Here is a 21,754-nt window from a genome sequence, read left to right on the forward strand (position 1 = left end):
TCCTCGCGTGGTCCTCCTCCTGTTCTGCCCCCAAGAGGCCCCGCCCTCACGTTTCCCCCGGAGGGGGGTGGTCGTTGGGCGGTCATGAGAAACGTGACGAAGCGGGCAGGGACCCGCGGGGCGGTCTTCCTGACCTGGGCGGGACTGATCGCCGCACTGACCGGATTGGCGGGCCTGACCGGGTGCGCCGGCGGCCCCGCCGCCCTTCTGGAGAGCAAGGCGGGCACCCCCGCCGACACCATCACCGTCACCCCGGAGGACGGTACGAAAGGGGTCGCGCGGACGGACCGGATCGAGGTGACGATCCCGGACGGGCGGCTCGAACGGGTGAAGGTGACCCAGGTGGAGGACGCGCGGCCGGCGGAACTGCCGGGGCGGATCTCCGCGGACGGCCGTACGTGGACCCCGCGCGGCGGCGCGGTCGTCGCGCTCGCGGCCAAGTACAGCGTGGACGCGGTCGCCGTGGACGGTGCGGGGCACCGCTCGGCGCGCCACACCACCTTCACCACGGCGGTGCCCACGGACCGGTTCACCGCCTACTTCTCGCCGGAGAACCGCGCCACCGTCGGCACCGGCATGATCATCTCCTTCGACTTCAACCGGAAGATCGAGGACCGCGCCGCCGTCCAGCGCGCCATCAAGGTCACCTCGGACCCGCCGGTGGAGGTGGCGGGCCACTGGTTCGGCAACGAGCGGATCGACTTCCGCCCGCGGGAGTACTGGGAGCCGGGCACCGAGGTCACGATCGAACTGGGGCTGCGGGACGTCCAGGCGGCGCCCGGGGTGTTCGGCATGCAGCACAAGAACCTCGGCTTCACGGTGGGCCGCTCGCAGGTCTCCCTGGTCGACGCCGAGGAGCGCACCATGGAGGTACGGCGCGACGGCGAGCCGCTGTCGACGCTGCCGATCACCGCGGGCGACGCCAAGAACCCCACGTACAACGGGAAGATGGTGGTCACGGAGTTGCACGAGGTCACGCGCATGAACGGTGGTTCGGTCGGGTTCGGCGCCGAGTACGACATCAAGGACGTGCCGCACGCGATCCGGCTGACCACCACGGGCACGTTCCTGCACGGCAACTACTGGGAGTCGGCGGGCACGTTCGGCTCTGAGAACGTCAGCCACGGGTGCATCGGGCTGCGCGACACCAAGGGCGGCGACCCGGACGCGCCGGCCGGCTGGTTCTTCGAACGGACCCTGGTCGGCGATGTGGTGGAGGTGGTCAACTCAGCGGACCGTACGGTCGCCCCGGACAACGGCCTCGGTGGCTGGAACATGGAGTGGAACAAGTGGAAGGCGGGCTCGGCGCTCCGCTGAACCGAGCCCCCTCGCGCCCCCTCGCGCGCAGCGGGACCCGCCCCGTACCACCGCTATGACCTGCGCCGTCCCGGCCCGTTGGGACGGAACGGTGACATAAGAGAGAGCTATGTCGCGCTCGCCATGTGATTATCTTTCGTCATGCGCGTGCACTCGACGCGCGGGGGTGCGGGCCGTGGCGGGGCCAGGCCGCGCGAGGGGAGACAACCATGGTGAACGGGCTGCCGATATCGGCCACATCGACCGCGTCCGGAGGCGGTCGCCGAAGCGGTCGCGGACGCGGGAGTACGGGGCTGCTCGCCCTGCTGCTGGGGGCCCTGCTCCTGGTGGTGACGGCGTGCGGCGGGGGCTCCGGGGCCGGTGACGACGGCAGGAGCGGCGACAAGGGCGCGTCGGAGGTGCGGAACGCCGCCTCCGTCGCGGTCGTGACGATCGAACCCAAGGACGGCGCCAAGGCCGTGGGGACCATGGACGCCCTCAAGGTCACCGCGGCCAAGGGCAAGCTGACCACCGTCACCGTCCAGGACGACAAGGGCGGTCCGGTCAAGGGCAAGCTCTCGGCGGACGGTACGGCGTGGGAGCCGCGCCAGCACCTGGCGTCCGGGACCAGGTACAAGGTGCACGCGATCGCCAAGGACGCCGACGGGCGCGCGTCCGCGAAGGACACGACGTTCACCACGCTCGTACCGGAGAACACCTTCATCGGCACCTACACGCCCGAGGACGGTTCGACGGTCGGCGTCGGCATGCCGGTCTCGATCAACTTCACCCGGGGCATCACCGAGCCCGAGGCCGTGAAGAAGGCCATCACGGTGACGGCCGAGCCGTCCGTCCCCGTCGAGGGCCACTGGTTCGGCAACGACCGGCTCGACTTCCGCCCGGAGAAGTACTGGGCGCCGGGCACGAAGGTGACCGTGAAGCTCAACCTGGACGGCGTCGAGGGCCGGCCCGGCGTGTACGGCAAGCAGGCCAAGACCGTGTCGTTCACCATCGGCCGCAGCCAGGTCTCGACCGTCGACGCGAGCGCCAAGACGATGAAGGTCGTCCGGGACGGCAAGCTGGTCAAGACCATCCCGATCACCGCGGGCGCCCCGTCGACCACCACGTACAACGGTCAGATGGTCATCAGTGAGAAGTACGCGGTGACCCGGATGAACGGCGCCACCGTCGGCTTCGGCGGCGAGTACGACATCAAGGACGTGCCGCACGCGATGCGCCTGTCCACCTCGGGCACCTTCATGCACGGCAACTACTGGGCGTCCGCCGGCACCTTCGGCTCGGCGAACGTCAGCCACGGCTGCGTCGGTCTGCGGGACATCCGGGGCGGCGGGAACAACGGCACCCCGTCGGCGTGGATGTACAACTCCTCGATCATCGGCGACGTGGTGATCGTGAAGAACTCGAAGGACAAGCAGATCGCCCCGGACAACGGCCTCAACGGCTGGAACATGTCCTGGTCGGAGTGGACCAAGTAGCTCCCACCGGGTCCCGCGGGCCCGGTCGCGCACCCACCCGGTGCGCGGCCGGGCCCGTTGTCGTTAGCGGCGGTTAACATTTTTGCCATGGCATCCGTGAATCTTGAGGTCTCCGGCGGCGTCGGTACGATCCGGCTCGACCGCCCCCCGATGAACGCGCTCGACGTCTCCGTCCAGGACCGGCTGCGCGAGCTGGCCGCGGAGGCCGGCGCGCGGGACGACGTGCGCTCCGTGATCCTGTACGGCGGCGAGAAGGTCTTCGCGGCCGGCGCCGACATCAAGGAGATGCGGGAGATGGACCACGCGGCGATGGTCGTGCGCTCCCGGGCGCTCCAGGAGTCGTTCACGGCCGTGGCGAAGATTCCCAAGCCCGTCGTCGCGGCCGTCACCGGGTACGCGCTGGGCGGCGGCTGCGAGCTGGCGCTCTGCGCGGACTACCGGATCGCCGGGGACAACGCCAAGCTCGGTCAGCCCGAGATCCTGCTCGGGCTGATCCCGGGCGCGGGCGGCACCCAGCGGCTCGCGCGGCTGATCGGCCCGTCCCGCGCCAAGGACCTGATCTTCACCGGCCGTCAGGTGCGGGCGGACGAGGCGCTGAGGATCGGTCTGGTCGACCGGGTCGTCCCGGCGGACGAGGTGTACGAGCAGGCGCACGCCTGGGCGGCGAAGCTCGCGCAGGGGCCCGCGCTCGCGCTGCGCGCGGCGAAGGAGTCGGTCGACACGGGGCTCGAAACGGACCTGGAGACCGGGCTCGCCGTCGAACGCACCTGGTTCGCGGGGCTGTTCGCCACCGAGGACCGCGAGCGCGGGATGCGCTCCTTCGTGGAGGAGGGTCCGGGCAAGGCGAAGTTCCTCTGAGAATCGCCCTGTTGGACATGCGTGGCCGTTACGTCAACCCCGTGCATCGCTCGGCGCGACCTTAAGCCAGCCTTAAGGCGGTCTTCGCGATCACATTTGGTGATCTTTCAATCGCTTCTCGTCATCGCAGGTCAGGAGAGGTGCTCACGCTCAATTTCTGCCAACGGCATATGCCGATCACGCCCCCCGGAATGCTTCGTTCCGGGGGTCCCAATCCCCTGGAACGCCCACGGGGCGGGCGCTGTACGGCCATGATGGGGGCATGGCGGGCCTGGAAGGTACGGAGCAGCCGCGGCAGCGCGGAAACGCCGCCGCCGAGCGGTGGATACCGTCCGTCGACGACGAACAGGCGCTCAAAGCGCTGGAATTGTTCGGCAATCCGACGGAGGCGGAGGTGCGACTGCCGTCCCGCCCCGAATCCGCCGCCGCCGCCCGCCGGATCACCCACGGCGTGGTGCTGCGCCAGTGGCAGCTCTCGCCGCAGACCGCCGAGTACGCCGTCCTCCTCGTCTCCGAACTGGTCGGCAACGCCGTACGCCACACCGGCGCCCGCGTCTTCGGGTTACGGATGCTGCGCCGCCGCGGCTGGATCAGGGTCGAGGTGCGCGACCCCTCGCGCGGGCTGCCGTGCCTGATGCCGGTGCGTGACCTGGACACCAGCGGACGCGGGCTCTTCCTGGTGGACCGGCTCTCCGACCGGTGGGGCGTGGACCTGCTGCCGCGCGGCAAGACCACCTGGTTCGAGATGCGCGTCGCCGACCGCCAGGCCCCGTAGCCCGCCCACCGCGCAGGACCCGGAGCCCCGCGCACAACCCGGAGGCCCGAGCGCGAGGCCCGGCGACCGAGCAGAACCCGAAGCCCGAGCGCGAGGCCCGGCGGCCCGAGCGGAACCCGGAAGCCCGAGCGGAACCCGGCGGCCCGAACGCGAGGCCCGGCGACCCGCGAAGGCCCCGCAGCGGGTCAATCGCCAGCTTTCACCCCCTTTCCCCCTTAAATGGGGTCGTGATCCCGATCGACCGCCGCAGTGCACTGCGCGCAGCAGCCGGCGCTGCCGTCACGGGCGCCCTCTCCACCGGCTGTTCCGACACCGCACCCCCTTCTGTAAAGCAGTCCGAAAAGCCGTCCGAAATCCCGTCCGACGCCGGTCCCGGCGCGAGCGCCGGCGCCCGTACCGGCACGGCGCGCCCCGCCGCCCGTACCGCCCCACCGCCCCGGCGCTTCCCCGGGCAGCCCGCCGAGATCGCGCACGGCCCCCGCGACCGCTCCCGGGTCGCCCTCACCTTCCACGGCCAGGGCGACCCCGCCACCGCCACCGCCCTGCTCTCCGAGGCGGAACGCGCCGGGGCCCGCGTCACCGTCCTCGCCGTCGGCACCTGGCTCGACGAACAGCCCGCCCTCGCCCGCCGGATCCTCGACGGCGGCCACGACCTCGGCAACCACACGCTGCACCACATCGACATCTCCGCCCTGGACGAGGCGGCGGCGTACGCGGAGATCACCGGCTGCGCGCAGCGGCTGCGCCGGCTCACCGGCTCCGTCGGCACGTGGTTCCGGCCCTCCCGCACCCAGCACGCCACCCCGCTCGTCCAGCGGCTGGCACGACGGGCCGGCTACCCGCACACCCTCTCGTACGACGTCGACTCCCTCGACTTCACCTCACCCGGCGCCGACACCGTCGTCCGTACCGTCACCGAAGAGATCCGCGACGGCTCCGTGGTGAGCCTGCACTTCGGCTACGCGGACACGGTGGCCGCGCTGCCCGCCCTCCTCGACGCACTGGAACGCCGCGGCCTGCGCGCGGTGACGACCACGGAGCTGCTGACCTGATGCCCCCGACCCCCCGCCGCGCCCCGCGCCCCGCCGCCCGGCTCGCGACCGCCGCCGCCCTCTGTCTCGCCGCCCTCCTCGCCGGGTGCGGCGACTCCGGGGCCCCCGCCCACACGGAGGCGGCCGTCACCAAGGCCGATCGCCCGGCCGTCCCCGCGCGGTCCGTGCCCGCCGGACTGCCGGGCATGCCCCCCGTGCAGGACCCCAAGGACATCTACGCCGCCGACCGCCCCGGCATGCTCTCGCCCGTCGTACGGGGCTTCCCCTCACGGGTGTACGTGCCCAACACCAACTCCGACACCGTCTCGGTCATCGACCCGGCGACGTACGAGGTCATCGAGACGATCCCGGTCGGCCGGCAGCCGCAGCACGTCGTGCCGTCCTGGGACCTGAAGACCCTCTGGGTCAACAACAACCGCGGCCACACCCTCACCCCGATCGACCCGGCCACCGGCAAGGCGGGCGAGCCGGTCGAGGTGCACGACCCGTACAACCTGTACTTCACGCCCGACGGCAAGTACGCGGTCGTCATGGCCTCCCTCGACCGGGAACTCGTCTTCCGGGACCCGCACACCATGAAGATCCTCAAGACCGAACCGGTCACCTGCGCGGGCGTCAACCACGCGGACTTCTCGGCGGACGGCCGGTACTTCATCGTGTCCTGCGAGTTCTCCGGCGAACTCCTCAAGGTCGACACCGCGAAGATGAAGGTCGTCGGCGAGCAGAAGCTGCCCTTCGAGGGGGCCATGCCGCAGGACGTGAAGATCTCCCCGGACGGCAGCGCGTTCTACATCGCGGACATGATGGCCGACGGCGTGTGGGTGCTCGACGGGAAGAAGTTCTCCACCCCGAAGCTGCTCCCCACCGGCAAGGGCACCCACGGCCTCTACGTGAGCCGGAACTCCCGCGAGATGTACATCTCCAACCGGGGCGAGGGCTCCGTGTCCGTCTTCGACTTCACCCAGGACAAGCTGACGAAGAAGTGGCACCTGCCGGACGGCGGCAGCCCCGACATGGGCGGCGTCTCGTCGGACGGCAAGGTCCTGTGGCTGTCCGGACGTTACGACGAGGAGGTGTACGCGATCGACACCACCAGCGGCAAGCAGCTCGCCCGTATCCCCGTCGGCAGCGGTCCGCACGGGCTGGCGGTCTACCCGCAGCCGGGCCGCTACTCGCTCGGGCACACGGGCGTCTTCCGCTGATCCGAGCGGCCGGGGTACGTCCGCCGGCGCGTCCATCGACCGGCAACACGCCCCAATCCGGGTGACGGTCCACGGCCCGCCGCCGCACAGCGAGGAGGGTGCTCCCCATGACCACTACTCGCCTGCGGCGGCGGGCCGCGGCCGTCGCCCTCTTCGCCGCCGCCGTGTTCGTCCCCGCCTCGGCCACCGAGGCCGTGTCTGGCCCCGAGCCGTCCCCGTCGGCCGTCGTGAGACCCGCCGGACCCGCCCCGGTCGCCGAGCCAGCCCCCGTTGCCGAGCCAGCCCCCGCCGTCGAGCCCGCCCCGGCCGCCGACCGGTGCCCCCTCGTCGCCGACAGGATGTTCGCCGCCGTGGACCACCGGGTCGAGGTCGCGCGGATCACCCCGGCGCCGTCCTGGCGCACCGACTGCAAGCAGCTCTACCGCGCCGACAGCCGGGCACCGCGGCTCGTCTTCGAACAGGGCCTCCACCCCGACGCGCCGGTGGGCGGCCGGTACGACCTGGCCCGCCACACCCTGGCCGGCCTGGGCTCGCCGTACGTCTCCGCCAGCTACGACCACGACCTCTACAAGTCCACTGCGGGGGACAAGTCCACGGTGGGGGACAAGGCCGTCTACAACTACTACATCGACGCGCCCGGCGGCATCGACGTCGTCACGACCCTGGGCGCCGCCCGGACCCCGGCGGGCAACGACGAGGTCGCCTTCCCCGGCGGCATCTCCCGGGAGCGCGTCGTCGGCGCCTGCCCGGTGGACACGGCGAAGAAGACCGAGACCATGGCGCTGTGCGAGGACAACCCGCACTACCAGCCCTGGCGCGGCTGACCCGTCTGCCGTCCGTCCGCGTTGCCGCTCCCCGCGATCCGCGGAGATGATGAGCGGGTGATATTTCCTGGCCCGTCCGCCGATGACACCGCCCGTGTCCCCGGCCGCAGGATCACGCCCGCCACCACGGGTCTCGTGGCGGGCGGCGCGCTGGCGGCCGTCCTCGTCGCACTGCTGGGCGCGAGCCTCGCCGCCCGGGGCACGGGGGAACTGCGCATACCCGGCGCGGGCGTCACCACCGTGCTGCGCGCGGCGGTCTTCGCCGCGCTCGCCGTGCACCTCGGCGAACTCGCGGGCGGCCGGCTCGCCCGTACGAGACCCGCCCGTACCGGACCCGCCCGCACCGGACCCGCCCGCACCGGATCACCCGGCGCCGGAGCCACCCGTACCGCACCCGAGCCGCGCCGCTGGGCGGTCGCCGCCTCGCTCGTCGGGGCCGGCGCCTCGGCCGGCCAGATCCTGCTGCTGGCCCGGGTCAGCGGACTCGACCTCGCCACCGTGTACGGCACCTCGGACGGCCGCTTCCTCCTCGTCATGGCCAACGGCTTCCTGCTGGCGGCCGGCTGCGCCACCCTGACCCGCCCGGCCCTCGCCCTCGCCCCGCTCGCCGCCGTCATCGGCGCGGAGGCGCTGCGGGCCCACCCCGAGCCGTACACCCCGATGCTGGGCGTCGGGCTCACCGTCGTCCACCTCACCGCGGCGTCCCTCTGGACCGGCGGGCTGCTGTACGTACTGCGCGCCCTGTGGCTCCGGCGCGGCGATCCGGCCGGGTCCAGGGACCTGCTCGCCCGGTACGCCCGCCACGCGGGCCGGCTCCTCGCCGCGCTGGCCGCCACCGGCACGCTCTCGACGCTGCGCAGGCTCCCCGTGGACGTCGTCCTCACGACGGCGTACGGCAGGGTGCTGATCGCCAAGCTCGTCCTGGTGGCCGTGGTGTGCGCGCTGGCGCTGGCGGCCAGGGTCCGGCTGCGCCGGGGCGGCGACGCCGTCCGCCCCGCCCGCGCCGAACTGGGCGTACTGGCCCTGGTCGTGCTGGTCTCGGCGGTCCTGACCGTGGTCCCCGACCCGCACTGGCTCAGTACCCGCTGACGGCGCGCGGCGTCCGTACCGCGGTCACCTCAGCGCGCTGCCAGCCAGCCACGTACTCCAGGGGACGTTCCAGTCCCCGTACCCGTTGCCCGGGGCGACCGTCTCCGGCGCACCCGTGACCCGTACGACGTCCCCGGGGACGACCTCCTCGAAGAAGCGGCGCGCCGTGCCGTCCGTGGGGAGACCGACACAGCCGTGGGTGACGTTCTCGCGGCCCGCGTGCACGTCGGCCAGCGGGTTCTCGTGGAGGTAGGTGCCGGAGGACGTCAGGTGGACCGCGTAGTTGTAGTAGCCCTTGTACGCGTCGCCGAAGCCCACGGTCCGGGAGTCCATCAGCAGCCGGCGCTCCTTGTTGGAGACGACCATGACGCCGTTCCAGGTGTCCATGCCCGGGGCCCCGGCCGTGATCGGGATCCGGGTGGCGACGCCGCCCCTGACGACGGTCATCGAGTGGTCGCGTACGTCCACGGTGGCGACGAGGGAGCGCCCGACCGTGAAGCGCCGGTGCAGCGAGGCCCCCGGGCCGGAGCCCGAGCCCGCGCGGAGGGTGACCCTCGTGCCGGTGGGCCAGTAGTCGCGGGGGCGGTAGTCGAGACGCCCGCCGTCGAGGAGGTTGCGGTCCTTGACCCAGCTCCAGGCGCCGGTCACGCGCGGGGTGCTGGAGACGGTCAGGGCCCGTTCGACGGCCGCCCGTTCGGCGACGGGCACGGGGTGCTCGAAGATCAGCGACATCGGCATTCCGACGCCGACCACGGCTCCGTCGTCGACGTTGACGTGCGCGTCCGCCAGCACGGCGGGCACCGGCCCCGCGGGGCGCTGCGCGGGGCGGGCGGCGGCGGGCTTCACGGCGTTCGTCGCGGCCTTGTCGTCCGAGTCCGTGCCGGGCCGTACGGCGCCCAGCACGGAACAGCCCGCGAGCGCGAGGGCGCACAGGCCCGCCGCCGCCCAGGCGTACGGGACACGGACGCGGGTGGTGTGGTCGGTCTTGATGTTGGCTCCCGAAGTCATCGGGTCCCCCTCGGCGGGGTTCCGGGCGAGCGCGCGGCACACGGGAAGGACATAGGACATGGGAACGGTCCGCCACGACGGAGGGCGATTTCGACGCCTTCAACGCCGTGACGTTCCCCCGAATGGGCTCCCTGGCCTACGCCATGACGGGGGATCAGGTGAGAGGCGGGCTTTCGTGCCGCACCCGTTGACGCCTCATGATCCCCTTGGGAATGTGGTGAGTCCTGATGCTTTCTGTCCCATCCTGGGGAGACGTCATGCGGGACGTACCGGTACGGAGCGAGTCGTACGGCAGCCAGGGCGACGGGCGCGGGGGCGGCCCGGGCCGCGTCGGTCGCAGGGGATTCCTCGGCGGGGCAGCGGCGCTGGGCGGGGCGCTGGCCCTGGGCGCCGCACCGCCCCGTACGGCGCGGGCGGCGACGTCAGCGGGGACGGCGGCCGCGTGGGAGGACGTGATCAACGGGTCCTTCGGCAGCTACGGCGCGTTCGAGGCGGAGTGGAACTACCTCTACCCCTGGGGCAGTGATCACAATGGCAGCGCCCGGATGTACGGCAGCTCCACCGACCACAACCACATCTATCTCAACTCCGGTGTGCTCACCCTCCAGGCGACCCGGATCACCTGGGACGAGGGCACGAGCAGCTCCACACCGCACCTCCCGATCCGCTACCACTCGGGCGCCGTGCACGCGAAGAACCAGATCGTGGTGACCGACCAGTTCCCCGAGTACGAGGTCAAGGGCGAGTTCCAGGCTCCGAGCGGGGCGGGCACCTGGCCGGCGTTCTGGCTGACCGGGGTCAACAGCTGGCCGCCGGAGAGCGACATCCTGGAGTTCAAGGGGAACACGAACAACTGGTTCAACACGTTCCGTACGTCCTCGGACGTGTCGAGCACGATCGTCGGCGTCCCGTCGCCCGGCTCCTGGCACACGTACCGCGCCTGGATCACCAAGGTGAACGCCACGGACGTGGACATCCACTACTACCTCGACGGCACCTGGAAGGCGGTCCACCGGGGCGCCGGGTTCGTCGGCAAGCCGCTCTGGCTGATCATCAACCTCCAGATGGAGGGCTCTTCCGGGTCGTCGGGGCCGGGCGGCGACACCTTCTACCGGGCGCGGAACGTCTACGTGGGCCGCAACCGCACCGCGTAGGCGCCGGCCGGGGTGGCCGGGGTCCAGGTCTCCCCCTCCGTGAGGCGGGGGCGCGTGGCGGCGAGATGGTCGCGGAGCGCGGTGAGGGCCGGGTGCGGGTTGTCGGTGCGCCAGAGCAGGCAGTGCGGGTAGACCGGGGTCGGATCGCGCAGCGGGATGCGCCGCAGGTCGTGGCCGACGGGCCAGACGAGCGGGGTCCGTTCGCCGACGAAGGTCGCCGGCGTCGGGGAGTCCGCGATGGCGTCGAGCAGCGGCTCGACACCGAAGTCGGGGCCGATCGTGTCGATGGTGAGCCCGAACGCGGCGGCCAGCGCGTCGTAGTACGCGGCCCATTCCGTGCCCTGGGCGTTGCCGGGCATCCAGATCCGGTGGCCGGCGAGCCGGGACGGGGTGACCGCGTGCGCGGCGGCGAACTTATGGGCGGGACCGGTGCACAGATGCAGCGGCTCGTCGAGGACGGGGACCGCCTCGACACCGTCGGGGAGCGGCCCGCCCGGCAGCGGGACGGCGCGGAACGTCGCGTCGATCGTGCCGTCGCGGACCGCGTCGACCGCCGTGTCGGCGCGCAGGAGGGTCACGACATCGAGTTCGACCTCGGGGTGCGCGCGGTGGAAGCCGCGCAGCAGCCCCGCCGTGGAGAGCCGCCGGCCGAGCACATCGACCCGCAGCGCCCGGTGCCCCGGCCGTACGGAGGCTGCGGCCCGCTCCTCCGCCCGCAGGAGCGCCCGGGCGTGCGGCACGAACGCCTGCCCGTCGATGGTGAGCCGGGCCCCGCGCGACAGCCCGGTCCAGCTCAGCGTGCGCGGCGCGCGGAAGACCACCGTGTACGCCCTGCGGGCCACGGTGAACGCCACCACCGTCGCCTCGGATGTGAAGGGCACGTTCGGGGCGGAGGCGTGGCTGGGCCTCGCCTGACTCAGGGGGCGGGCGCCGCCCCCTGCCCCGCGCCGTACTCCGCCTCGCGCGCCGCCTCGACCAGGAGCCGTTCGACGGCGAAGAGGGCGTCGGTGATGGCGCTCCTCGACAGGCAGGAGGTGTCGGCCGCGATGTCCAGCCGCGGTCGGCCGCGGGTCTCCGTGACGCGTACGTGCAGCTTGATGTCGCTGTTCGAGCTGTGGAGTAGTTCCCAGCTCACCCCCGACTCTCCTGACTCTCCCGACTCCTCCGCCTCCGCGGTGGCCGGGTCGGCGGGGGCGGCGCGCGGCTTGCCGTTCCGGCTCCGTACGTCGTTGAAGAGATACGTCAGATCGAGCGGGGCGCCGCGCCGGGACTCGATTTCCGTGGTCGCCTCCGCCAGCTCCGCCGGGTCGTACCGGGCGTGGAAGTAGGCGCGCATCAGGTCGCGTTCGACCCGGCGCGCCAGCTCGCGGAAGGTTCCGGCGGCGGTGTCGACCGTGACCACCGTGTGCTGGGAGAGGTTGCCGACGTAACCGTCGAGCGCCTGGTCGAAGCGGTTGCTGACCGGCAGGCGGAAGGTCGTCGCGGGGCGCCCGGTGTGTGCCGCGAGGACCCGGGCGACGGCGCTCAGCCAGAGGGCGCCGGACCCGAGCCCGGACCGTACGAGCGTCGCCTCGGCCGTGGCGAGCGCCTCGGAGGCGAGCCTGCCGCACCAGATCGGCGCGGCGGCGGACGGTTCGGTGGGGGACGGGAAGAGGGCGGGCGGGGCGTCGGCGAGGGTGGCGCGCCAGTAGGCGACGGACCGTGCGGAGGTACGGCGGCTCTTCGCGCGGGCCTCCGCGCCGGCCTGCTCGGCGGGTCCGTGCCCGACCGGAGGGAGCACCGTACGGGCCTCCGCCTCCGCCTCCGCCTCCGCCGGGGCGTCCGCGGCGGCCAGCAGCGTCCTGAGCTCCGAGGCCAGCACGCGTTCGCTGTGCCCGTCCAGCACCACGTGCGAGCAGACCAGCACGAGGTACGTGGCGGCCCCGCCCCGGGTCACCACGGCCAGCCGAGGCGCGAACTCCCGGTCCAGCAGCGGCTCGTCCTCCTGGAAGCCGTCCACCAGCGCGGCGGCCGTCGCCCGCTCCCGGCCCTCGCCGGGCGCCTCCTCGACCCGGACGGGCAGCACACCGTCCCGGTGGATCACCTGGAACAGCCCGCCCGCGTCCTCGTGGAAGGTGGTGCGCAACGAGGCGTGCCGGCCGACGAGGTGCCGCAGACACTCCAGAACGGTGTCGAGGCTCCGTGGCTCCCCGACCGGGATGATTTGCGAGAGCTGGTAGAAGCCGCCCGGACGGTGCTGGGCGATCTTGTGCCACATCTCCTGCTGGCCCCACGTGGCCGCGTACACGCCCTGAGCTCCGCCGGGAGGGGCGGCGAACGCCAGGTCGACCGTCGTACGCAGCGTCCCGAGCGAGCCGGCGGTCATGACGCGGCCTCCTCGGCCAGCAGCCGCGAGTAGTCCGGGAGATGGGCCGCGGCCTCCCTGAGCGTGTGGTGCAGCTTCTCGATGACGGCCAGGTCGAACCCCGTCTCCGCCCAGCGCGCGAACGTGATGCCGAAGCCGAGTCCCTGCCACAGCTCGGTGTTGCGCTCCTCGTGGCCGCCGTACGGTTCGAGCAGGACGGCCGGGGTCGCCGACCAGAGGGAGTCCAGCAGGGTGCCGCCGCCCGGCTTGCTGACGGTGGCGACCGCGGCCCGCGTCAGGTCGAAGGAGCCGTGGTGCCCGGCGCCGCGCGTGAAGCGGGTCGGCTCGCCCGGTACGACGCGGCCGAACGGCGGACAGCCGTCGTCCAGCCATGGATGCCACCCGGGGCCGACCATGAAGGAGCGGACGTCCGGGTCGCCGCCGGACGCGGGATGGCCGGTCTTCACGAAGGACGGCGAGGCCACGGAGTCCGCATGGCAGACGTCGACCGGAGGCGCGGCGGCGCCGGCCGCCCCGTACCGGGACGGGTACCGCTCGACGATCGGCAGCCAGTAGCCGGAGAACACCACGAACCGGTCGATCCTCCTCGCCCGCCAGGTGTCCATCAGCTCCTCGACGGCCTCGTCCGCCACCGTGGCCGACGGGTCGGTCGCCACCCGCCGGCCGGTCGGCGCGAACCGGAAGTCCCGGTGGAACGCCCACTTCATGGCGGCGGTGGTCGTCAACGTACGCTCCGGCAGCAGCCGTTCCAGTACCCGGACCCCGGCGTCGGCGCCCTGTTCGCGGAGCCGGTCGGCCGGCAGCAGCCCGGGGACGTGCACGCCGAGCGCCACCCCGGAGGTGAGGATCTCGATCACGGCCGGTCCCCGGTGCTCGCCCCCGACAGGGTCGCCAGTTCGGCGCGCAGATGCCGGCCCACGTAGCGGTCCCTGGCCTCCTGCTCGGGACCGGAGAAGCCCCTCGGCACCGCCTCGATCAGCATGATCAGATAGAGGTAGCAGCGGTAGAGGGCGAGCCGCCGCCGGGTGTCCCCGTCGAAGTCGGCCCGGCCGCCCGCCGACCGGTAGCCGCCGAGGAACGCCGCGTCGCGCTCGATGTCGTCGAACAGGGCCAGCGAGACCAGCTCCGCCAACGGGTCGCCCCAGAAGGCGCGTTCACCGTCGACCAGACCGCTGATCCGGGGCGCGCCCGCGGGGGCGGCGGCCCGGTCCACGAGGATGTTGCCGTCCCAGAGGTCGAAGTGGACCAGGACCGGGGTCGTCACGGCGTCCAGCGGATCCGCCGCGGCCCGTACCGTCTCCCGGATCCGCTCCGCGGGCTCCGGCAGGGGCGAGCCGAAGGTGTCCGCGTCGGCCAGGACGGTGTCCACCATGGCGAGGAACGCGGCGCGCCACCCCGGCGGCGACGCGGGGGTGGGGCCGGACCGGTCCTCGGCCGCGGTCTGCGGGTAGCCGAAGGCCGTGCCCGTCACCCGGTGCAGCGCCGCCACCATCCCGCCGAGCTCGCCGCGCAGCTCCGCCCGCTCACCGTCCCCGATCCCGTCGCGTGCCGCGTGCCAGTTGGTGCCCGGCAGAGCGGACATCACCAGGAAGTCGGTGTCGATCAGCTCGCGGGAGAAGTCCGCGTACACCACCTCGGGCACCGGTGCCCGGCCCGCCGCCGCCGCGTAGAACAGCCCCTCGGTCCGCATGATGCCGCGCTCGTAACTCAGCGTCGGCGTGGCCGGATCGGGCGCGATCTTGAGGACGAGGCCGCGGTGGCCCGGCGCCTCGTCGGCCAGGTGGAGGCGGTAGACCGTGTTGAACGTCGCGTCCGACAGCTCGGTGCGCGAGCGCACCAGGCCGGGGTCGACGCCCGCCGCCGCGAGCATCCGTTCGAACTGCCGCTCCCCGGGGCGCCGTTTGTGCAGATTGTTCACCGTGTCTGCCATTCCGACGCGCGGACCGCGTCCTGGTTGATCGAGGCCATCAGCTCGACGCGCGCGCCGGCCCGCTCCAGCTCGCCGCCGTCGCCACCGCCACTGCCGCCGCTGTCGCTGTCGCCGTCGTCCGTGTGACGACCCGACAGCGTCGCCCGGACGCGGTCGAGCTGGGAGTCGTAGTTCGCCACCGGGGGGAACGGCAGCACCTGCCTGGCCCCGTCGGCGTGCTGGACGACCAGGTTCAGCGGCAGCGTGCCCATCGTCGGCAGCAGAGAGTTGCGCGGCCGCACCTCCGCAGTCTCGAAGACGAAGGTGTGGCGGGCCTGATGGCCCTCGCCCACCTCGCAGTGGAGCACCGCCTCCCGGCCGTCCTCCCGGCCGAGGCGCGCCTCGAAGGCCAGGTCGCTCCCGTAGGGGCCGGCGAACCGCCCGGTCCCGCGCCCCGTCGCGCCGCCGAGCCCCACGGTCGCCTGGACCGCCTGGAGCCAGTAGCTCGCGCAGTCGCGGAAGATCCCGCCGCCCAGCTCCGGCCGCTCCCGGTAGCTGCCGGCCGCCGGGACACCGAAGCGGATGTCGGTCCGTACGGAGCGCAGCCGCCCGTACCGGCCGTCCTCGGCCATGGCGCGGACTTCCCTGCCACGGATGGCCCGCCGTGGGCACCGGGACCGCTCATCCGCCCGCGGATCCGCCCGCTGTTCCGTACGGCGTCGGCGGGCGTAACGCGGCGGGTGCGTCCACGGCTGTCCTCATGACCCCTCCGAACTGCCCCCGAGGGGGTGCTGCGGATGCGTGTGAGCGTGCGTGATCGTGAAGTGGTGCCGAAGGTATCTGAGAGCGCTTCCAAGGGTCAAGGGTGTCTCAAGAGGCAGGAGTTGCGTCGGAGTCGCCCCCCTTCTGGGTGCTGCGCTCGCTTGATCTGTCGCTAAGTGCCATACTGTCGCTTGACGTCATGCGGTCATGCGGTCATGACTTCATGAGGTCATGGTGAGGAAAGGACGGTCCGGCGAGATGACGACGAAGAAGCCCGGCGGGGGAGGCATGAGCGAGCAGCGACGGCTGCGGCTGCGGCTGGAGATCTCCCGGGAGGCGGCGCGCCTGTTCTGGGAGCAGGGGGTCGCCGCGACGAGCGGCGATCAGATCGCGGAGGCCGTGGGCCTGTCCACTCGCACCATCTGGCGCCACTTCCGCAGCAAGGAGAGCTGTGCCGAGCCGATCGTCATGCAGGGCGTCGTCACCCTGATGAGCGTGTTGCGGAAGTGGCCCCTGGAGCGTTCCCTGGAGGACCACCTGGCCACGGAACTGGCCGGGTTCCGTCACGAGAAGCCGCCCGTCGATCTCGCGGACGAGATGCTCGCGATGAAGATGATCCGGCTCGCCGACACCGAGCCCGCGCTCCGTACGGCATGGCTGATGGCCTGCGACCAGACGGAGCGCCAGATGTGCGGGATCATCGGCGACCGCCTCGGCCGTCCGGCGGACGACCTTGAGGTACGGCTGCACGCGGCGGCGACCGCCTCGGTCGTACGGGTGCTGGACGAGCACATCGGCGCCGCCGTCCTCGCCGGAGCCGAACTCACGGACTTCGCGGGCGTGACGGCCCTCGCCGAGCGTTACGCCCAGGCCATCCGCACCGCCACCGGCGGAGCCGTCGGCGACCCCCTCACCTGAGGACGTCCGGGGAACCGCGGCAACTGACCCCCGGCGAACGCCCCTCGGCGAATGACCGAACCGCGCCGCCCGAACCCCGGCGAACGACCCCCGGCGAACGACCGAACCGCGCCGCCCGCCCCCGGCGAACGAACTGCGGCGAACGAACCGCGACGAACCCGAGAAGGAGCCCCGTATGTCCACCGTTCCGCGCGAGATCCCGCACCTCACCGTTGAGGATTTCTTCGGCTCTCCCGTCCGCGTCGGCGCGTCGATCTCGCCCGACGGCACCATGATCGCCTACCTGGCCCCGTGGCGGGAGCGTCTCAACGTATGGGTGGAGAGCCTCGACGCGGACGAGGCGGCGCGCTGCGTCACCGCCGACGACCGCCGCAGTGTGCTCCGCTACCACTGGACCGACGATCCGCGCTGGCTGCTGTACGAGCAGGACGGCGACGGGGACGAGAACTATCACATCCACCGGGTCGACCTGGACGACCCGGATGCCGAGGCGGTCGACCTCACCCCCTTCCCCGGGGCCAGGGCCGTGGGCTTCGAGACGATGGTCTCCCGGCCGGGCAGGGCGACCCTGCATCTGAACCACCGCAACCCCGTCGAGTTCGATCTCTACGAGCTCGACATCGCCACGGGCGGGCTGACGATGCTGGCGCAGAACCCCGGCCAGGTCGGCGGTCTGCTGTACACGCCCGGCGGCGAGCTGTACGCCCACGGCCTGACCGGCGACGGCGACATCGAGCTGTCGCGGTGGGACCCGGAGACGGGAGAGCTGCGGCCGGTCATCACGTTCGACGGCTCCGACTACCCGCTGGACATCCAGCCCTTCCAGCTCACTCCGGACGGCACGGGCGCGTGGATAGGCTCCAGCCGCGACAGCGAACGGACCCGGGTGGTACGGCTCGACCTGACCACCGGTGCGGAGACCGAGGTCGACAGCCATCCGCGCTACGACCTCGACCCCCGTTCCGCGGTCTTCCCCACGCTGCCCTCGCCGCTCATCCACGACCGGCGCACGGGGGAGCTGATCGGGGTGCGCTACCTCGGCGAGCGGCAGGAGATCCGCCCCCTGGACCCGCACTTCGCCGCGGTCCTGGAGAACCTGGAGAAGCTGTCCGACGGCGACCTGTCGGCCGTGTCGTCGGACGTGAGCGGGCGGCGCTGGGTCGTCAGCTTCAACCACGACCGTGACCCCGGTGTCACCTACTTCTACGACCACACCACCCGGCGCGGCCGCATGCTCTTCCGGCCCTACCCGAACCTGGACCCCGAAGTCCTCGCCCCCATGACGGCGGTCACGATCCCCGCGCGCGACGGTCTGGAGCTGCCCTCCTACCTGACGCTGCCCGTGGGCGTGGAACCCGCGCGGCTGCCGATGGTCCTCCTCGTCCACGGCGGGCCCTGGCACCGGGACAGTTGGGGGTTCGATCCCAGCGCCCAGTTCCTCGCCAACCGGGGGTACGCGGTGCTGCAGGTCAACTTCCGCGGCTCGACCGGTCACGGCAAGGCGTTCCTCAAGGCGGGCATCGGGGAGCTGAGCGGCGCGATGCACGACGACCTCATCGACGCCGTCAACTGGGCCGTCGAGGAGGGATACGCGGACCCGCACCGCGTCGCGATCTTCGGCGGCTCGTACGGCGGCTACGCCACCCTGGTCGGCGTCTCCTTCACCCCGGACGTCTTCGCCGCCGCGATCGACTTCTGCGGCCCCTCCAACCTCGTCACCTACCTGCGCACCGCGCCGGAGTTCGTCAAGCCCTACATGGTCAACAACTGGTACCTGTACGCGGGCGACCCCGACATCCCGGAGCAGGAGGCGGACCTGTGGGCCCGCTCGCCCCTCAGCCGCGCCGGCGACATCCGCACACCGCTGATGGTGATACAGGGCGCCAACGACCCCCGCGTCGTCAAGGCCGAGTCCGACCAGATCGTCGAGGCCCTGCGCGCCCGCGGCGTCGAGGTCGAGTACATGGTCAAGGACGACGAGGGCCACGGCTTCGTGAACCCGGAGAACAACATCGACATGTACCGCGCGGCGGACCGTTTCCTCGCCCGCCACCTGGGCGGACAACCGGACGCGCGGTAGCGGGCCGTCCGTCGCCCGGACCCACGGGCCGGCCCTGGCCGGGCCCGAAGATCGCGTGATCAGCCCTGCCAGGGTGCGGCGTAACCGTCGTAGGTGCCGTTGTGGGTGGTCAGGTGCACCCACTGGTCTACGTACTCCTTGAACTCCTTGTCGCCACGCGGCAGAAGGTAGGCCTTCTCCACGAAGTTGAAGGGCTTGTCGGGGTTGATCGCACAGAGTTCGGGGTGGAGCCTGGCCTGGTACCTCGTCTCGCTCCCGTCCGTGATCATCACGTCCGCGCGGCCCGCCACGATCTCGTCGAAGATCGTGGTGTTGTCGGAGTGGGTGAGGAGGGTGGCCCGGCGGACGCGGGCCTTGGCGAACGCCTCGTTCGTACCACCGGGGTTGACGACGACCCGCACCCCGGGCCGGTCGATCGCGTCCAGCGACCGGTACGTGGCCTTGTCCCCGCAACGGGCGATCGCGGCCTTGCCGTCGACGAGGTACGGCGTGCTGAAGTACACCTTCCGCGCCCGTGCCAGGGTTACGGAGACGCCCCCCATGGCCACGTCGCACCTGCCCGCGGTGAAGTCGTCCATGAGCTCGGCCCAGGTGGTGGCCACGAAAACGGGCCGCACCCCCAGACTGGTCGCCAGGTTCTCGGCCATGTCGATGTCGATGCCGGTGTACGACGCGGTGGCGGGGTCGCGATAGCTGAACGGCCGGTAGTCACCGGTCGTGCACACGCGCAGCGTCCCCCGCTCGGGCACCGTGTCCAGCAGCGTCCCGGCGCTGTGGCGAGCGGCGGCCTCCCGGACCATGTGCGTCCGGGTGACGTACGCGGTACCGCCGACGGCGGTGACCAGGGCGAGGGCAAGGGCGCTCAGCACGGTCGTACGACGCATGGCTTCCCGTTTCTGTCGTCGGTGGACGGCCGGCTCCTCCTCGACGTCGCGTCTACGCCGTGGAACGGGTGGCCTGGTGGCGGTAGTCCCTGGGCGACAGACCGTAGGCGGTGCGGAAGGCGCGGCTGAAGTCGGAAGGGTGGGTGAACCCCCAGCGGGCGGCGATGGAGCGGATGGGGACCGTTCGGAGCGCGGGGTCGGTGAGGTTGTGGCGAGCGCGTTCCAGGCGCTGCCGCCGGATCCAGGAGGCGACCGTGGCGCCTTCGTCCTGGAAGAGGCGGTGCAGGTAGCTGAGGGAGATGTGGTGTGCGGCGGCGATCGAGGGCGGGGTCAGATCGGGGTCGTGCAGGCGCTGCTGGATGAATGCCTGAATGAGCAGGGGCAGGGTTCGCCGGTGGGTGTCCGGCGTCAGGGACGTGTCGGTGCCGAGGGTATGGGCGAACAGCGCGGCGACCAGATCGGTCAGGACCGTCCCCAGACGAGGCGCGTCGTCAGGGGCGTACTGGCCGGTGTTGCTGGTCACCTGGGTGAGGAACTGGGCCAGCAGCGCACCGACGCCTTCCTTCGCCGACATCCGCCGCCCGATCGCCTGGTCGGCCCGGCCTCTCTGCAGGGGCAGTTGTGCCTTGGGGAGCTCGACTCCCACGATTCCGGTGCGCTCCCGGCCGGTCCATGTCTCGGACGGCCGCGAGGAGTCGTTCGAATGGAACTCGTACGCGTCGCAGGTCGCTTCCTGCCTGCCCAGGACGAGTCTCCCGCTGCCTTTCAGGACGAGAGTGAGCTGATAGACCTCGGGATCGGACTGCCTGATCAGCTTCGGCGTCCTACGAAAGACCAGCGGCTGGAACTCCCCCGGCCACACCGACACCGCACCGAGCCCGATCAGACGCTGGTGCGCCCGGAAGTCGTCCGCATGGTCGCTGCGCAGCTCCATCGGGGCGTACGACCGGCTCATCAGCTCCCGCCAGCACTCGAACCGGTCCGCCGCCGGCACGTCCTCACTCCGGAACACCGTTTCGACCAGCACGTCCCCCACCGTCTCTCATCGAGTCCCCGACCGGCTTGCCATCGCTCCTCCACTCTCATCCCGTACAGCCGACGGTTCAACAAGGATTTAACCGGGCGAAACGTGACGGACTCTGGCATATGCGGCCACTGTCGCCGCTCGGCACTGACTGTAGACGCATCGTCAAGGCGTATGGACTCTCGGACAACGACGTTCTGCCCGACAGCACGGCACTATCGACGTCGTGCGGTTCCCAAGTGCACCGACTGCCGCAGTGGAAAACACTCGCGCAATTGCCCTGTCGACTCCCACGGCGTCGGCGGCGGTTCTCGTCAACGTCTCGATGGTACGAGGTGAGGAATCATCATGAAGTTTCGCGCCATAGCTCCAACCGCGGTACTGGCTCTGGCCGTTGGCCTCATCCCGCTTGCGGCGACGCCGGCTTCGGCCGCCGCCGTTACCGCGAGCGGCTCGTGCAGGGCGCCGGACGGCGGATCGGAGGGAAGCTGGACCGGCACCTTTTCGAGCCTGTGGATGATCAGAGGGATCTCCCTGAGGGTGTACGACGAGAAGGCCGACGGACATCACGTCGGCATCCGCCTGATCACCTATGACCACCGCGGTGTGAAGAAGTACTGGCCGTGGCACAAGGTCTACGACGGGAACGGGCACGGCAAGATCTGGAACACCAGCGCACAGGACGACTTGCAGATCTTCTATGCCAAGGTGCAGGTTGCCACCATCGAGGGGACGACCGTGCTGAGCAGCTGTGAGACTCCCGCCGCCACCAACCCCGACCTCTGACCCACGGCCGTCCCCAGCGGCCATGGCCGAGCTGCCGGGCCGTGTCGGCCTGATCAGCTCAGCACAGATCGGATCGGATCAGATCGGACCAGATCTGCGGCAGTCCTCTCCGGTGGCGATCGCCCACGCGGCCCGCGGGCACTTCGCCACGGTCTTCCGTATCCGCGGCGCCCGGGCGGCGAACTCCGCCGGCCCGCGCGCCGACACCTGGTCACGGACCGAAAGGGAGAGGAAGGCGGCTTCGGACTCCAGGTCAAGGGTGCGGGGCAACT

At 71.7% G+C, this 21,754-nt stretch carries 21 protein-coding genes; 12 read left to right on the forward strand and 9 right to left on the reverse strand.

Annotated elements, in window-relative coordinates:
- Positions 1 to 84: 84 nt before the first annotated feature.
- The 8 genes from ACIBJC_RS18095 to ACIBJC_RS18130 all read left to right on the forward strand — a co-directional run bounded on the left by ACIBJC_RS18095 (position 85) and on the right by ACIBJC_RS18130 (position 8,592).
- Positions 85 to 1,317, forward strand: a complete 1,233-nt coding sequence (locus tag ACIBJC_RS18095; RefSeq protein ID WP_399293107.1) for an Ig-like domain-containing protein — start codon at positions 85 to 87, stop codon at positions 1,315 to 1,317.
- Between the two features lie 212 nt (positions 1,318 to 1,529).
- The gene (locus ACIBJC_RS18100; RefSeq protein WP_399293226.1) at positions 1,530 to 2,792 is read left to right on the forward strand and encodes an Ig-like domain-containing protein; all 1,263 of its coding nucleotides are present in this window, start codon (positions 1,530 to 1,532) and stop codon (positions 2,790 to 2,792) included.
- Positions 2,793 to 2,879: 87 nt separating this feature from the next.
- On the forward strand, positions 2,880 to 3,650 hold the full coding sequence (locus tag ACIBJC_RS18105; protein WP_399293109.1) for an enoyl-CoA hydratase/isomerase family protein: 771 nt from the start codon (positions 2,880 to 2,882) through the stop codon (positions 3,648 to 3,650).
- A gap of 157 nt (positions 3,651 to 3,807) precedes the next feature.
- Positions 3,808 to 4,425 carry an ATP-binding protein gene (locus ACIBJC_RS18110; RefSeq protein WP_399293228.1) on the forward strand — a complete coding sequence of 206 codons (618 nt, stop codon included), beginning with the start codon at positions 3,808 to 3,810 and terminating at the stop codon, positions 4,423 to 4,425.
- Positions 4,426 to 4,652: 227 nt separating this feature from the next.
- Complete coding sequence (locus tag ACIBJC_RS18115; protein WP_399293111.1) at positions 4,653 to 5,477, forward strand: polysaccharide deacetylase family protein; 825 nt, start codon at positions 4,653 to 4,655, stop codon at positions 5,475 to 5,477.
- Positions 5,477 to 6,679 (forward strand): hypothetical protein, encoded by a 1,203-nt coding sequence (locus tag ACIBJC_RS18120; RefSeq protein WP_399293113.1) that lies wholly within the window; start codon positions 5,477 to 5,479, stop codon positions 6,677 to 6,679. The genes ACIBJC_RS18115 and ACIBJC_RS18120 overlap by 1 nt, the downstream gene beginning before the upstream one ends.
- A 107-nt stretch (positions 6,680 to 6,786) precedes the next feature.
- Positions 6,787 to 7,503 (forward strand): hypothetical protein, encoded by a 717-nt coding sequence (locus ACIBJC_RS18125; RefSeq protein WP_399293115.1) that lies wholly within the window; start codon positions 6,787 to 6,789, stop codon positions 7,501 to 7,503.
- A gap of 57 nt (positions 7,504 to 7,560) precedes the next feature.
- On the forward strand, positions 7,561 to 8,592 hold the full coding sequence (locus tag ACIBJC_RS18130; RefSeq protein WP_399293117.1) for a CopD family protein: 1,032 nt from the start codon (positions 7,561 to 7,563) through the stop codon (positions 8,590 to 8,592).
- A 24-nt stretch (positions 8,593 to 8,616) separates the two neighbouring features.
- Here ACIBJC_RS18130 and ACIBJC_RS18135 read toward each other — a convergent pair whose 3' ends face one another.
- The gene (locus ACIBJC_RS18135) at positions 8,617 to 9,600 is read right to left on the reverse strand and encodes a L,D-transpeptidase (RefSeq protein ID WP_399293119.1); all 984 of its coding nucleotides are present in this window, start codon (positions 9,598 to 9,600) and stop codon (positions 8,617 to 8,619) included.
- 257 nt (positions 9,601 to 9,857) lie between these two features.
- Here ACIBJC_RS18135 and ACIBJC_RS18140 point away from each other — a divergent pair, with 257 nt between their 5' ends.
- Positions 9,858 to 10,754: a family 16 glycosylhydrolase gene (locus tag ACIBJC_RS18140; RefSeq protein WP_399293121.1), complete on the forward strand. Its 897-nt coding sequence runs from the start codon at positions 9,858 to 9,860 to the stop codon at positions 10,752 to 10,754.
- Here ACIBJC_RS18140 and ACIBJC_RS18145 read toward each other — a convergent pair.
- The 5 genes from ACIBJC_RS18145 to ACIBJC_RS18165 form a co-directional block, all read right to left on the reverse strand.
- Positions 10,727 to 11,575 (reverse strand): LysR family transcriptional regulator, encoded by an 849-nt coding sequence (locus ACIBJC_RS18145; protein ID WP_399293230.1) that lies wholly within the window; start codon positions 11,573 to 11,575, stop codon positions 10,727 to 10,729. The two genes, ACIBJC_RS18140 and ACIBJC_RS18145, sit on opposite strands and share 28 nt — an antisense overlap.
- 95 nt (positions 11,576 to 11,670) lie before the next feature.
- Complete coding sequence (locus ACIBJC_RS18150) at positions 11,671 to 13,119, reverse strand: condensation domain-containing protein (RefSeq protein ID WP_399293123.1); 1,449 nt, start codon at positions 13,117 to 13,119, stop codon at positions 11,671 to 11,673.
- Positions 13,116 to 13,976, reverse strand: a complete 861-nt coding sequence (locus ACIBJC_RS18155) for a hypothetical protein (protein WP_399293125.1) — start codon at positions 13,974 to 13,976, stop codon at positions 13,116 to 13,118. The genes ACIBJC_RS18150 and ACIBJC_RS18155 overlap by 4 nt, the downstream gene beginning before the upstream one ends.
- The gene (locus ACIBJC_RS18160; RefSeq protein ID WP_399293127.1) at positions 13,973 to 15,049 is read right to left on the reverse strand and encodes a phosphotransferase family protein; all 1,077 of its coding nucleotides are present in this window, start codon (positions 15,047 to 15,049) and stop codon (positions 13,973 to 13,975) included. Before ACIBJC_RS18160 ends, ACIBJC_RS18155 begins: the two co-directional genes overlap by 4 nt.
- Entirely contained in the window at positions 15,034 to 15,684 is a 651-nt protein-coding gene (locus ACIBJC_RS18165) for a hypothetical protein (RefSeq protein ID WP_399293232.1), read from the reverse strand. The genes ACIBJC_RS18160 and ACIBJC_RS18165 overlap by 16 nt, the downstream gene beginning before the upstream one ends.
- A 364-nt stretch (positions 15,685 to 16,048) precedes the next feature.
- Here ACIBJC_RS18165 and ACIBJC_RS18170 point away from each other — a divergent pair, with 364 nt between their 5' ends.
- Both ACIBJC_RS18170 and ACIBJC_RS18175 read left to right on the forward strand, forming a co-directional pair.
- Entirely contained in the window at positions 16,049 to 16,708 is a 660-nt protein-coding gene (locus ACIBJC_RS18170) for a TetR/AcrR family transcriptional regulator (RefSeq protein WP_399293129.1), read from the forward strand.
- Between the two features lie 175 nt (positions 16,709 to 16,883).
- Complete coding sequence (locus ACIBJC_RS18175; protein WP_399293131.1) at positions 16,884 to 18,788, forward strand: alpha/beta fold hydrolase; 1,905 nt, start codon at positions 16,884 to 16,886, stop codon at positions 18,786 to 18,788.
- Positions 18,789 to 18,847: 59 nt separating this feature from the next.
- Here ACIBJC_RS18175 and ACIBJC_RS18180 read toward each other — a convergent pair whose 3' ends face one another.
- Complete coding sequence (locus ACIBJC_RS18180) at positions 18,848 to 19,672, reverse strand: transporter substrate-binding domain-containing protein (RefSeq protein WP_399293133.1); 825 nt, start codon at positions 19,670 to 19,672, stop codon at positions 18,848 to 18,850.
- A 52-nt stretch (positions 19,673 to 19,724) separates the two neighbouring features.
- Positions 19,725 to 20,699 (reverse strand): helix-turn-helix domain-containing protein, encoded by a 975-nt coding sequence (locus ACIBJC_RS18185; RefSeq protein ID WP_399293135.1) that lies wholly within the window; start codon positions 20,697 to 20,699, stop codon positions 19,725 to 19,727.
- Positions 20,700 to 21,044: 345 nt separating this feature from the next.
- Between ACIBJC_RS18185 and ACIBJC_RS18190 the strand changes: the two genes are divergently transcribed.
- The gene (locus ACIBJC_RS18190; protein ID WP_399293137.1) at positions 21,045 to 21,482 is read left to right on the forward strand and encodes a hypothetical protein; all 438 of its coding nucleotides are present in this window, start codon (positions 21,045 to 21,047) and stop codon (positions 21,480 to 21,482) included.
- 78 nt (positions 21,483 to 21,560) lie between these two features.
- On the opposite strand, the gene ACIBJC_RS18195 is transcribed toward ACIBJC_RS18190, so the two are convergent.
- Entirely contained in the window at positions 21,561 to 21,752 is a 192-nt protein-coding gene (locus ACIBJC_RS18195; RefSeq protein ID WP_399293139.1) for a hypothetical protein, read from the reverse strand.
- Positions 21,753 to 21,754 lie beyond the last annotated feature (2 nt).

It is taken from the genome of Streptomyces sp. NPDC050509, assembly GCF_044457965.1.
Classification (GTDB): domain Bacteria; phylum Actinomycetota; class Actinomycetes; order Streptomycetales; family Streptomycetaceae; genus Streptomyces.